This window comes from Stenotrophomonas sp. 704A1, from assembly GCF_030549525.1.
GTDB classification, from domain to species: domain Bacteria; phylum Pseudomonadota; class Gammaproteobacteria; order Xanthomonadales; family Xanthomonadaceae; genus Stenotrophomonas; species Stenotrophomonas tuberculopleuritidis.
The window spans coordinates 1,065,776-1,078,021 of record NZ_CP130831.1 but is presented as its reverse complement, the minus strand read 5'-3'; the positions used below and the strand labels follow the sequence as shown (position 1 = coordinate 1,078,021).

The 12,246-nt window shown below is 63.8% G+C and carries 13 protein-coding genes, 1 tRNA gene and 1 pseudogene; 7 read left to right on the top strand and 8 right to left on the bottom strand.

The window, feature by feature from the left end; translation table 11 throughout:
* Positions 1-8: 8 nt before the first annotated feature.
* From Q5Z10_RS04930 to Q5Z10_RS04920, 3 genes are all read right to left on the bottom strand, one after another.
* Positions 9-2,144, bottom strand: a complete 2,136-nt coding sequence (locus Q5Z10_RS04930; protein WP_303638148.1) for a TonB-dependent receptor — start codon at positions 2,142-2,144, stop codon at positions 9-11.
* A gap of 176 nt (positions 2,145-2,320) precedes the next feature.
* Positions 2,321-2,716: a DUF2946 family protein gene (locus tag Q5Z10_RS04925; protein ID WP_303639137.1), complete on the bottom strand. Its 396-nt coding sequence runs from the start codon at positions 2,714-2,716 to the stop codon at positions 2,321-2,323.
* A 175-nt stretch (positions 2,717-2,891) separates the two neighbouring features.
* Positions 2,892-3,272, bottom strand: coding sequence for a tautomerase family protein (locus tag Q5Z10_RS04920; RefSeq protein ID WP_303638147.1), 381 nt, complete (start codon positions 3,270-3,272; stop codon positions 2,892-2,894).
* A 565-nt stretch (positions 3,273-3,837) separates the two neighbouring features.
* On the opposite strand from Q5Z10_RS04920, the gene Q5Z10_RS04915 reads away from it, so the two are divergent.
* From Q5Z10_RS04915 to Q5Z10_RS04895, 5 genes and pseudogenes are all read left to right on the top strand, one after another.
* Entirely contained in the window at positions 3,838-4,068 is a 231-nt protein-coding gene (locus tag Q5Z10_RS04915) for a hypothetical protein (protein WP_303638146.1), read from the top strand.
* Positions 4,058-4,210 carry a hypothetical protein gene (locus Q5Z10_RS04910; RefSeq protein WP_303638145.1) on the top strand — a complete coding sequence of 51 codons (153 nt, stop codon included), beginning with the start codon at positions 4,058-4,060 and terminating at the stop codon, positions 4,208-4,210. Before Q5Z10_RS04915 ends, Q5Z10_RS04910 begins: the two co-directional genes overlap by 11 nt.
* Positions 4,211-4,263: 53 nt before the next feature.
* On the top strand, positions 4,264-4,827 hold the full coding sequence (locus Q5Z10_RS04905; RefSeq protein WP_303638144.1) for a hypothetical protein: 564 nt from the start codon (positions 4,264-4,266) through the stop codon (positions 4,825-4,827).
* Positions 4,828-5,500: 673 nt separating this feature from the next.
* Complete coding sequence (locus Q5Z10_RS04900) at positions 5,501-5,935, top strand: hypothetical protein (protein WP_303639244.1); 435 nt, start codon at positions 5,501-5,503, stop codon at positions 5,933-5,935.
* Positions 5,836-6,086 (top strand): annotated as a pseudogene (locus tag Q5Z10_RS04895) (GIY-YIG nuclease family protein); the annotation flags it as partial. The gene Q5Z10_RS04900 and the pseudogene Q5Z10_RS04895, both read left to right, overlap by 100 nt.
* Positions 6,087-6,095: 9 nt before the next feature.
* On the opposite strand, the gene Q5Z10_RS04890 reads toward Q5Z10_RS04895, so the two are convergent.
* From Q5Z10_RS04890 to Q5Z10_RS04875, 4 genes are read right to left on the bottom strand one after another with little or no spacing between them, the layout of a single operon-like run.
* Positions 6,096-6,794 carry a hypothetical protein gene (locus Q5Z10_RS04890; RefSeq protein WP_303638143.1) on the bottom strand — a complete coding sequence of 233 codons (699 nt, stop codon included), beginning with the start codon at positions 6,792-6,794 and terminating at the stop codon, positions 6,096-6,098.
* 9 nt (positions 6,795-6,803) lie between these two features.
* Positions 6,804-7,550 carry a hypothetical protein gene (locus Q5Z10_RS04885; RefSeq protein WP_303638142.1) on the bottom strand — a complete coding sequence of 249 codons (747 nt, stop codon included), beginning with the start codon at positions 7,548-7,550 and terminating at the stop codon, positions 6,804-6,806.
* Between the two features lie 23 nt (positions 7,551-7,573).
* Positions 7,574-7,981 (bottom strand): hypothetical protein, encoded by a 408-nt coding sequence (locus Q5Z10_RS04880; protein WP_303638141.1) that lies wholly within the window; start codon positions 7,979-7,981, stop codon positions 7,574-7,576.
* A gap of 56 nt (positions 7,982-8,037) precedes the next feature.
* On the bottom strand, positions 8,038-8,547 hold the full coding sequence (locus tag Q5Z10_RS04875) for a hypothetical protein (protein ID WP_303638140.1): 510 nt from the start codon (positions 8,545-8,547) through the stop codon (positions 8,038-8,040).
* Positions 8,548-8,716: 169 nt separating this feature from the next.
* Here Q5Z10_RS04875 and Q5Z10_RS04870 point away from each other — a divergent pair, with 169 nt between their 5' ends.
* A complete protein-coding gene (locus tag Q5Z10_RS04870) occupies positions 8,717-10,597 on the top strand; it encodes a DUF262 domain-containing protein (RefSeq protein WP_303638139.1) in 1,881 nt (626 codons plus the stop codon).
* A gap of 10 nt (positions 10,598-10,607) precedes the next feature.
* Complete coding sequence (mauJ, locus tag Q5Z10_RS04865; protein ID WP_303638138.1) at positions 10,608-11,942, top strand: methylamine utilization protein MauJ; 1,335 nt, start codon at positions 10,608-10,610, stop codon at positions 11,940-11,942.
* Between the two features lie 201 nt (positions 11,943-12,143).
* Here the strand turns inward: mauJ and Q5Z10_RS04860 are convergent.
* A tRNA-Val gene (locus Q5Z10_RS04860) sits at positions 12,144-12,218 on the bottom strand.
* Between the last annotated feature and the right edge of the window lie 28 nt (positions 12,219-12,246).

Sequence of the window (12,246 nt, the reverse complement as noted above, 5' to 3'; positions counted from 1 at the left end):
CGGCCCCCTCAGAAGCGGTGGTCGACAGTGAACTCGACGCGGCGGTCCGCGCCCAGCAGCCACTGCGTGCTGGTGTAGTACGCCGTCGCGTAGTACGCCTTGTCTAACACGTTGAACAGGCGTGCGCTCACCCGCGTGCGCGGTGCCGCCTGCCAGCTCAGCGCCAGGTCGGTGGTGCTGTAGCCCGGCAGCTCCAAGGTGTTGCCGTTGTCGGCGTAGCGCTTGCCGACATAGCGAACACCTGCGGCCGCGCTCCAGTCGGGCAGGAACTGCCAGCTCAACCACGCACTGGCCAGCCGCTCGGCCACGTTCGGCGGCACGTTGCCGTCGCGCGAGACCAGCACCGCCGGCGAACCGGTGGTTTCCAGGAAGTCCTCGAATTCCGCCTTCAACACCGTGGCATTGGCATCGAGCGACCACTGCGGCGCGAAGGTCCAGTTCAACGAGGCTTCAATACCGCGCGAGGTCTGCGCGCCCACCTGCACCCGACGATCCGGCACCAGCGGGTCGCGGCTGAGCAGCCCGGTCTTGCGGATCCGGTACGCCGCCAGCGTCCACTCGCCACCGTCAAAGGCCTGCTTCACGCCCACCTCGATCTGCCGCCCCTTGGCCAGATCGAAGGCACCGTTGGCCGGGCTGATCATCAACAGGCCACTGACCGGGTCGGCCGCCTGCGCGTACTGTGCGTACAGGCTCAACGTCGGGCGCAACGCAAACACCGTACCCGCGCGCCAGCCGGTGCTGCTGTAGGTCTTCGAGAACGCCGCCGCACCGCTGATCAGATCGGTGCGATCGATGCGCGCGCGATCGTGGCGCAGGCCGCCCAGTACCGACCAGCGCTCGCTCAGCGCCAACCGGTCCTCCACGAACAGTGCGTACTGCTCGGCACCGTTGCGGTAGCGCGGCAGATTCGGCGCATCGCTGACGAACTGGCCCGGCACAGGGTCAAACGGATCGACCGGGCCAGAGCTGCCGGCATAGGTGTTGTTGGTGTGCCTGAAGTGCGCGCGGTTGGCATCCAGGCCCACCGCGAAGCTGTTGGCCAGCCCGCCTACCTGCCCCTGCACACGCAGCGTCGAGGTCAGCCCGGTCTGGTCCTGGTTGTGAGTGATCTCGGTGTTTCCCGAGCGATCGATCAAGCCGGTAGCGCGGTTGTAGACATAGGCCTCGGCATTGCGCCAATCGCGCTGGCTGTCGATCTGGTAGAGGCGCGTGCGCCATTCCACGTTCGCGGTCGGCGTCCACAGCGCATCGAGCTGGGTCCAGCGGTCACGGAAGCGGATCACGCTGTCGGCCACGTTGTAGTTGCGGTGGCGCAGCGCGTCCAGCTGGCGGCCCTCCACCAGCGGCGTGCCGAAGTAGCGCATCGGCTGCTGGTAGCCCTGCGCATGGGTGAGGGTCAGCTGCAGGTCCGCGCGCGGCTGCCACAGCAACGCACCGGAGAATGTCGCGTCACTGTTACGCCCGCGATCCACCCAGCCACCGCTGTAGTTGCCACTCACATCCAGCCGGTAGGCCAGCTCGGGGGTCAGTGCGCCGCCACTGCCGACGCCCAGGCGCGCGGTGTCCTCACTGCCCACGGTTACGCTGATCTCGTTGTCGATCGCACCGCGCGAAGGCTTCTTCGGCACGATGTTGATCACGCCGCCGATCGCACCATCGCCATGGATCACCGACGCCGGTCCGCGCAACACTTCAATGCGATCGATCGACCAGGTATCGAACGGGAAGGTGATGCCCACGCCGCCGTACTGGCGCAGCCCGTCGTACAGGCGCATGACCGAAGCACCGTCGGTGAAGCCGCGGCTGGACAGCGCACTCAGGCCGTTGCCCGGGTGCGGCATCGCACTGATCGCACCCGCACGGCTGATCGCATCGTTGAGGCTGCTGTCGCCGCGCTGTTGCAGTTGCTCGCGGTCGATGACGGTGAGCGCGGCCGGCGTCTGCAGCACGCTCAGGCCAAGGGCCGAGCCCGCGCTGGGCACGGCCGACAGTTCGCCATGGCGGGTATCGACCACGCGCACGGTGTCCAGGGTGGTGGGGTCTGCCGCATCGGCGCGGGCCGGTGCGGTGTACAGGGCGCAGGCGCACAGCGCCGGCAGCGTCGCCCAGCGCAGGGCAACGACATTCGGATTCGTTTTCATGTTTCCACGGCATGCAATGCCGCCCCATCAACAGGAGCAGCAGAAAGAAGGTCGCACGCGGGTGCACCGGGCCATGCCCGGCGGCTTCAATCAGCTCGACAACGCCGGGCCATGCCCAGCAGCTTCAATCAGATCGGTTGCGCCGGGCCATGCCCGGCGGCGTTCGCGTGCGCGGCTCAGCCAGCGAACGCCCGCGGCGGTCCACGCGCGCCCAGGGTTCCAGCAAGGCGCGCAGGCAACGCCAGCACCGCACCCAACCGCTCCCTGCACATCGGCACCAAGGGCACCAGCAGCAGCAACGCCGCCACCAGCAGGGTGATCAATCGCGCCGCGATCAGGCAGTACTCGCAGTCCACGCCCATTTCATGCTCGGCATGTGGATCGCCAGGCGGCTTCTTTGCGGCCTCGCCGTGCGGCATCGCCATCGCGTGATGGTCGTGATGCCCTTCCATCGCGTGCTGCGCATGCTCTGCGTGCATCGCGTGATCCATCGCCACCGCCGGCGCGGCAGCCGCAACGTGGCCATGCGCCAAACCACGGCTCACCAGCGGGGCGAGCAGCACCAGCAGCATGGCAAGCCATGCCAGGGCCTGGAACCGGCGATGGAGGACAGAGTGACGCACGGGGCCATTCTACGGGCCCGCAGCCAACCTTGGACCCCGTCCAGGGTTTACTGCCTGCGACACGGTGACGCAGGGGCCAGCGCCAGCCGCGGGATCCACGCCATGCGCGGGTACCCGGTGCACATCAACGCACATACTGCGCCTGCCCGTTCCCGAACGACCAGTTTTCCTTCTTCACTTCCACCAGGTTGATGAACACATCCTCGCGGCGGATGCCCACTGCCGCGTGCAGGCCCTCAGCAATGCCCAGGTACAACGCTTTTTTCTGCTCCAGCGTGCGCCCTTCGTTCCAGGTGATCTGGATGCAGATGAAGTCGTCGCTGCGGTCCACGCCCAGATAGCCGGGGTCGTAGATCAGCGTGCCGGGCGCGTGTTCCTGGAAGATCTGGAAGCGATCATTTTCCGGCACGCCCACCGCGCGCATGGCCTGGTAGATCGTTTCGCCGACGCGGTGCAGGTAGTCGGCGGATTTACCTTTGCGAAGATCGATACGGGCGAGCGGCATGGTGGCACTCCAGGGCGGATGGGCACGGCAACGGGCCGAGACTACGCCTGCCCGGGCCGGTGGGACAGCGCAGGAATGGAACGCCTGCTCTCATTGACGGCACATTCGACGGGGTCACGCGCCGGATGACGTGATTGCCACTCCGAGGCGACCGTCGAGCGGCACAGTCCGGTTCAGGTGCGGGCAGCGGAGTGCGCCATGGACGATGGGGCGCACATGGAGAGAGTGGTGGGCTGCACAGATCCGGAAACGCCGGCTCCTGCAGGACATTGTTGCAACGTTCCTCACTGACTTCCGTGTTTGCACGAATCGAAGATCGCCTCGCCGAGGCAGGTTGCCTTGGCCGGGATTGGCGTCTCGAATAAATGAACAGGCTCACAGGATGTTGCGATATCGATCGCAGCAAAGAGAATGCACCGGCTGCCTTGCATGGCGGGCGGTGCGTGGGGATCGCAAGATCCGCCAGGCCTTTTCTCCCTGTGAGCTTTTCAGCCTTGGTACGCCAACCCGCACCGTCCGCCACCTTCACTCCGCAAGGTGGCCCTACGCCAGTGAGGGTTTCGCCATGACCAACCGCACCTCCATCCATCCCCACCTGCACGCACTGATTGGCGACATCGCCACCGACGTGCCTGAAGACCTCGCACGCGAGATCGAGTGCGCATTGCGCGACCAGCATCCCCCCGTGCCGCCGGCCCGGTTCTTCGCCTGCCTCAATGCCATCCGGCAAGCAGACGATGCAGACGGACAGCGCTGCGCCGCACGCACGCTCGGTGCCACTCGCCGTGCTGCTTGATCTCCTGCACGCCGCCGAACGCGCGCGGGTGGACAGCGGCCCGGATGAGCAGCTGGGCGCCTTCCACACCGATGGCCTGATCCTGGCAGCGCGGCAACTGGTACGCGAGGCGCATCACTGCCTGGCGGGCAGCGCAGCCTGATCGGCGGCATGGGCGGTGCCGCTACAATCGCGCAGGGAGCGCAGGAGACCGCAATGGACGCCGAACACCTGGAGTACTTCAAGGCCGCACTGGAAGGCCGCGCAACCGTGGGCTGGAACGTCTGGTTCGCCGCCAACCAGCAGGCGCTGGCACAACAACTGAGCCGCCCTGCGCTGTTGCGCTTGAAATTCAGCAAACTGGATGAAGCCGAACGCCTGCTGGCCGAGGCCGGCATCGTGCCCGCCAGCACCACCGGCAAACGCTACGAGATGTACTGTGCACAGTTTGCAGCCGAGGCGGTGGACGCGAACGGCCGACCGCTGCCCCGCTACTGGCGCGCGGCCCATGGCGGCGCCATCGGCCTGCTCGCCGATGGCCAGCATGAGGCCGGCCGCGACAAGCTGCTCGCAGAGTTCCGCCGTACCCGCAAACGCGGGTTGCAGCAGGCCCACGAGTGGTTGGCCGATCTGTGCTTTGAAGGTGAGATGGAACTCAGCGCGGGCAACCTTGAGGTGGGCCGCAGCCTGCTGGGCGTGGTGGTGCAGGCCGGCAGCGGCCATGACCTGCTGGATGGAACAGCGATGATCGCGCGCGAACTGCTGGACGGACAAGGCTGAAACGGTGTGCGCTTCCAGCTGATCTTGCTGGATCGCAGGCAACAGAAAGCCCCCATTGCTGGAAGCCTCTTTCGTTCTGCAACATGGTGGGCGGTACGGGGATCGAACCTTTGCCCCTTGCCGTGTGAAGGCTAATCCAAATTGCTGTTATAGGAGCTGTTACGGAGGCGTAGTGAAGCTCGCAAAGAAGCTGCCCCGGCCATCGTTACGGCCCTGAAGCCCGAATCCGAACCCTATCGACTGTGGGATGTGGCAGTTCCGCAGTTGTTTCTGCGTGTCCAGCCATCCGGCGTGAAGTCCAGGAACGTGCAATGGCATAGGAACAATATCCGTGCACTAGGAAGTGGCCGGGTGTCACTACCGAAGCAGCTCGCACGCAAGCCCGCAAGCTGCTGACCGAAACGGCCGAGCAGGGAGCGCCGTCAGAAGTGGTCAAGGACAGCGTGGCCGACGCTTGCCGGGTCTATGTCACTTGGCTGCGCAGCAAAGGCCGCAAGGATGCAGCCGCAGACACAGAGCGCCGGTTGAGCGGACGGTCTACGGTGATCCGCTAGGGAAGATCCGTTTAGCGAAGCTGCACCAGGATGATCTGGAAGCTTGGCGCGAACGCGTGAAGCGTGGTGAGCTAACGCCTCTCCCGAGCAAGCGCGGCTGGCCGCCAGCCGCCGGGCCGTTGAGCAAGGCCAGCGTCAACCGGATGCGTACTCCGCTGGTTGCGGCGCTGAACCGCGCAGTCCCCCTACGCAAGGTGGCCCAAGACCGTGCGTTTGAATGGGAAAGCGTCAAGCCCTATCAGGATGCCGGCAAACGCCGTGACCTGTATCTGAAGCGCCAGCAACGGCGCGCCCTGCTGGACAAAGCCGGGAACGCTTACCTGCGCGATTACATGGAGTGCATCGCGTGGACCGGCTGCCGCCCCGGCGATCCTGCGGCGGCGCTGTGCAGTGATTACGACGCCCGTCACGGCACCACCCGCTTCAAGTCGAAGAAGCATGTGCGTGTCATCCCAAGGTCGAGATGGTGCCCACCTATAAGCTGTCCATCCTCAACCGCACCCGCTTGGAGAACCTGTTCCAACGCATTTTCCAGGAACCCCGGCTGGATCTGACGATCGAGGACCGGTTCGGCAAGCCGGTGAAGCCGCGCGATGGTTCCTAGTGCCGCTCCACGTCATCGACGAAGCAGTAAAGCGCATCCAGGACGGGACGATCACCGACTACGTTTACGCCCCATCGCAGGCGGCTTTGGTGCGTCGCTGACCGTCGAGCTCAGGATCGATCCCTGAGCTCGTCGTTCACCGCGTTGCCGATCATCAGTATCAAGCCCTCTTGCCGCTGGTATTCGTCGATCAGCGTGGGGCGAACCCACTTGGTGGGATATGTCACCCCATCGTAGGTGAAGGGGTTGAATCGCAGACCGTGTTCGACCGCGTCCGACTCGAAGTTCACCGAGTAGGAAACCTCGACGATGGAACGGTGTTTGGAGTGGTTGCTTAGAGCCGCGAGGTAGGTGAAGCCCGGATCGTCCAGTAAGGCGCTCAACCCATCCTTGATGGGCCCCGCGACGAGCTTCTTGCTCACCTTGGACCAGGTGATGTCGCGCTCCTTCTCAATGCGGGTGGCCGGGTCCAAGTTGACGCCGAGGACGTAGTAGGCGAAATGGACCATATTGTCGACGACCGCGTGCATGTTCTGGACGCAGGCAACCGTGTGCGCATACGCCTGAAATCGTGCGGTGCTGAACTGCCGATCGTCGGTGTCGAACGCCCCAAGGAGCGCGGCAGTCAACTCGAAAGTTTCGCGGCCCTGGAGGGCACCCTCCATTCGGCCCTTAGCTTCGTTGAAGTGGTAGCGACTGAACTCGCGCCGGTCGCCGATGGTTCGCAAGCACTGGTTGACTGTGCGCAGCTGCTCTTCGCCGAACAGCCGCTCCACGTGTCCCCGAAGCACTTTCAAGTCCCATTTCATCAGCGCACCTCAAGGCGAGCGTGCAAACAACCGATCGACTTCCGAACGCTCCTCATCCGAGTAGGGCTTGCCCAAGTATTTGCCCGAGTAATCCATCGCGCCGGTCAAGAAGTAGTGCGCGACTTGGCTGCACGCGTCAATGGACGTGTCCAGGTAGATGCAAAATGCAAAGCCGGCTTGCGGGGCAAGTATACCCATTTCCTCCAGCACTGCGCGCAGCGCCGTGAGGTCTGAGAACGGGCCAATGTGCGCGTCCATGCCGTTGGGGCGCAGCATGGCGAACCCGTCTAGCGTGGGGTGCCCAGCCAGCATGGAGAACTTGATGTAGATAGCCTCGCGCTGGCTCTTGCCCAAACCCGCAGCGTCGTCGAGGATCTTGCGCACGGCCGCGGGACCGAAATCCCGCTTGAGCGTACGTCGGTCCGCCTTGCGCCACCTTTCGATGAGCGCGCGGTCCACATGGAATGCATTGACCAGGTTGGTGGTCTCCACGATGTCGCGCAGGATGAGCGTGGCCGCCTGGTAATAGCCCGATGCCATGAGCTTCCACGCGGTGGCAAAGCCATTGAACGTGCGGATACCAAGATGGCTGATGGCGCGTTCGTCGTCGTCGGCTTGGTAGTGCTGGCGCAGCATGTCCATCACGTCCATGGCACGCTCGGTGATGCCCAGGTGGTCGGCCAAGTCGGGGTTGGTTTCGACCAGGCGCACGGCGCGCTGGCACAACTCCTCTTCGCCCTGGTGCAGCAACAGCATGTTGGCCGGGACTCGGGCCATGGTTAGCCACCGATGGCCGTCACACCGGCCAGCGCGTCGCGGTCGTCCTCGCGGCGCCACACCAGCGGCAGTATCCCTTCAAAGCGCTCCAGCGCGGCGGCGTCGGTGCCGGCGCGGCGGTACGTGGCCGAGTCGTCGAGCACGTCCAGCACCCCTGCGCCCCCTGTGCCGTCCTCGCCCACCGCGACGTGGGTTTCGTAGATGCACGTGCCGGTCCACGAGCGCCAGCAGCGCATTGCGTGGCCGTCGAGGCAAACGGTACAGCGATCGTCCATGTCGCGCGGCCACATACCTTCTCGCAGCAGCGCCGGCTCGTCGGCCGAAAACACGTGGCCGCAGCGGATGGGCCAACGGGCCCGGGTCAAGGCGGGCAACTTGGCTTTCCAGGCGGTGGCGCGGTCTATTTTCATGACTTCATTTAGTAGGTGGTCGGACTGGGCGGCAAGATCGCTTTCGAGAGGCGACGTCAGTCTCGCGGATATGGCCTGAGCACCCCACGGTCCAGCAGATCCAGCAGCAGTCCGGCAACTTCCCGGGCGGCCACCGTCCATTCCTCGTCGTCGCCCTGGTAGGGCTCCTGCAATGGGTCTTCCTTGCCGCCGTGGAAGAGGTTGTTGCGCACACGCCGCATGGCGACCACCAGCGCTTCGACGTCGTTGCGTGGCAAGGGGCTGTCCTCGTAGTTCGCGCTCCAGGTGCCGTCGGCAGCCACTTGCACGAACTGCACCTGCGGCCGGTTGCGCGCTCCACCCAGCAGCTTGGCGAGCGTTGACCCGGACAGCTGGTCGAGGAAGTCCGCCGGCTCCAGCGCGGCCACCGCGCGATCAACGGCCGGCCAATCCGCCTTTGCTTTTGCCCGCTGGTTTCCTAGTGGATTTCCATCAGCCGCCAGAAAACCCGGCGTGCGTTTCAGGGTGAACTCCAGCATCCCGAAGGCACGGAGCAGAGCAAAGGCGCTGGCATCGGAGACGGGCATAGCCGCATCATAGCCGAGGGCTGCACCTCGGTGGCCTAGCTGGCTGATAATGCCGGCCTTGGGGCCGGCGCGCGCCTCGTACTCTGACTCAGTCCTTGAGACGGGACCGGGGCAACCTAGTTCGCGGTAAGCTGGCCGCTGGGGACAGCCACAACCAACAGGGGACCACTTGGACGCGAACACCCGTCAGCTCAAGGCCATCTTCGATCCCAGCGTGAACTTCCAGGTGCCGCTTTTTCAGCGGCCCTACGTGTGGGCGGAGGACGAGAATTGGAAGCCGTTGTGGGACGACATTCTGGCGCTGCTCGATAGGCATCTGCGCACCGGGGCTGCCCGCGCCCACTTTCTGGGCGCCATCGTGTTGGAGCAACTGCCCAACCCGGCCGGGTCCGTGGAAGCGCGCCAGGTCATCGACGGGCAGCAGCGTTTCACCACGCTGCAACTGTTCTTGATGGCGGGGCGCAACTTGGCGGCTGAGCACGGCGCCGAGCGTTACGTGGGGCGCTTCACGGGCTTGGTGGAGAACGACGACGACCTGGTGGAAGACCCCAGCGAGAAGTTCAAGCTGTGGCCGACCAACAGCGACCGGGCGGCGTTCAAGACCATCCACGCGAGTTTGAACCTGCAAGACTTGGACAAGGCAATGAAGGGCAAGCCCGAGCTCGCCCGCAGCAACCTCGTCGGCGCCTACCGCTATTTTCACGCCCGGTTGTCCGACTGGTTGAACGGGAAGCTGGACGACGTCGACGACACGCCCGAGCTGGCCAGCAAGACGGTCGCCGATCGCCTGGAAACGCTGTGGCAGGTGGTGAACCGCGGCCTGCAGCTGGTGGTGATCAACCTCGACAAGGAAGACGAGGCCCAGGTCATCTTCGAAACCTTGAATGCCCGCGGCACCGAGCTGTTGCCGGCCGACCTCATCAAGAACTACCTGTTCCGCAAGGCGCTGAACCAAAAGGCGGACGTGGAAGCGCTCAACGATCAGCATTGGGCGCGCTTCGAAGGTGGGTTCTGGCGGGAAGAGGTTAAGCAAGGCCGCATCACTCGCCACCGCATCGATCTCTTCATCAACCACTACCTAGCCCTGATGACCCGAGATGAGGTGAAGACCTCACACCTGTTCAACGCCTTCAAGGCCTTTGTGGAATACGCCGAGCCGGTGCCGGGGTCGCTCATTCCGGTGCCGGCGGACGCGGATGGTCACATTCGCCAGCTCTCCCGCTACGCCGATGTGTTCGAAGCCTTCCACCATCCCGACGGCCACTTGGCCTTGGCCCGGTTCCTGCGCAACCTGGAAGCGGTAGACACCACCACCGTTTACCCTTTCCTGCTGCACGCCTATGCGGAGCTCATGCCCGACGACCAGACCGAGTTCGACAAGGTGCTGGCGGTGCTTGAATCCTTCCTCATGCGCCGGCTCATCACCAATTACACGAGCAAGAACTATAACCGCCTGTTCGTGGATCTCATCAAGGCGATGGAGAAGGGAGGCAGCCTGACGGCCAAGGCCGTGGCCGAGCACTTGCGCAAAGGCGCGGGAGAGAGCACCAAGTTCCCCATCGACTCGGAGCTTTTGACCGCAGTGTTCGAATGGCCGCTCTACGGCCGCATCGCCCAGTACAAGGTCCGCGCGGTCCTGGAAGCGCTTGACGCCGCGGCGCAGTCTACCAAGAGCCCCGTGCTGGCCATCCCCACCAACCTGACCATCGAACACGTGTTGCCACAGACGTGGCAAACGCACTGGCCATTGCCGGCCGAGGCGAAGGCGGACCCGGTGGTCGAGCAAGAGGCCATCGCCCGGCGCGAGGTGATGCTCAACACCTTGGGCAACCTCACGCTCATCACGGGGGCATTCAATTCGTCGCTGCAGAACGCGGCATGGTCGGCCAAGCGGCCCGAGCTGTTGAAGTATTCGAAGATCAACCTGACGCAGTATTTCCACGGCCCCGAGGCGGACGACTGGCACGAGGACGCCATTCGCAAGCGCACTGAGCACTTGTTTGGGTTGTTGCTCAAGGTGTGGCCGGACGCTAGCAAGGTCGCCGCATAGGAGAGGAACGGTGCGGACCCCGTATGTGCCCCATGTGTTTGGCGAGGAGGTGGAGCGCAAGCTCCGCAGCCGAATGGGATGGCTGTCCGCTGCGGTGGCGAGTTCCATACCGTGGCCGAAGAAGGACGTGTGGATCCGGTACGCCGAGGACGATTTCATCCTGCGCGGCACCGAGAACGGACAGCAACCCACCGCGCCAGCCGTCACTGTGCCGGGGACCTCACAGCAGATTGAAGAGGGACTGGCCAAGGTCTATCGACTGACCTCCGTTCTGGGGTGGTTCTTGAACGGATACGTGGATGTGGTCGAAACCATCCAGGGCAGCCACCCCATGGGGTTTGGCGCGCAAATGCGGCAGGCCTATTCCGAAGTGGGCCAGTTCGGAGATCGAGATTTTGATTGCAATCATATGCCGATCATCGAGTCGGAGAACGTGCGCATTGCTTTGGCGTTCTGGCGGGAAGGGCAACGCCTGACACGGGTCCACGACAGTTACGCATTCCTGAGCTACTTCAAGGTAATTGAATCGCAATACCAACAGGGCGCCGACCGCGCCGATTGGTTTGCTCGCCACGTGGATCTCATGACGGGCGAGGCTGGAGCCCGAGTGGCCCAACTGCGTGAGGATGGCATGGATGTGGGGCGGCACCTGTATGACAGCGGTCGGAACGCCGTGGCGCATGCATCCTTCGGTGGCGGCATCGTCGATCCGGACATTCCGGCCGATCGCCGGCGGATTGAGGCCGACCTGGTCCTGATGCGAGAACTGGCCAAGCACTACATCGCCAGCGAGTTGAAGGTGCCGACAGCGTGGGAGCTTTGTCGAACCCGCAATCGCATTGAGCCCTGGGAACCGCTGATTAACGAAGGGGCGCTCGCTGCGTTGAAGGCAGGCGGAACCCCCGAAGGAGAGCTTGGTTTGGATGGGTTGGCTGTGGCGCTCAACTTATGGCCGGATAGCCCCATGCCAGGTCTTAGCCGGCTCATCATGAGGGTGGACGCGGTGCATGAAGGGGCCGCCAGAGTGCTCTTGTTCAACGACCGCATGACGATGGTGTTTGCGTTCGTGATTGATTTCCTGAAAGGGCAAATCCACGCGCAACTGGAGAATAGCGGATTGCTGCAGAACGACGAGCACAGGCCAATCGAGGAAGACGTTCGCGAGTTCTACACGGTGTTCCACCGCGCGATGGGAAATGCTGTGGTGGAACTTCGCATTGAAGGACGTGAGCCCGTGGACTGCGAGGTAGTCATCCCTGTGAACATCCTCCCCAGAAATCCTGAGGAAGCGGTGGCAGAAGCCGTCGAGGCGTTCCGTCGGGCGAACGCACAAAAGCCAGAATGATCACGGCGAGCGGTTGCGGAGACTGGAGAAGGCGGGCTTAGCTCCACTTACCGTTCCATTGCGGCCCCATGCATGGCCTGCAGGCGATGGCTGGCACGCCATACCCGTTTTGCCGTTATGAGGCTGTTACAAAACAAAAAAGCCACCTCTTTCGAGGTGGCTTTTTTGATCATAAGCCCTTGTATATCAAGGCACTTTATATGGTGGGCGGTACAGGGATCGAACCTGTGACCCTTGCCGTGTGAAGGCAATGCTCTACCGCTGAGCTAACCGCCCGGTGTGTTGCTGAGCCGCTCATTATAGG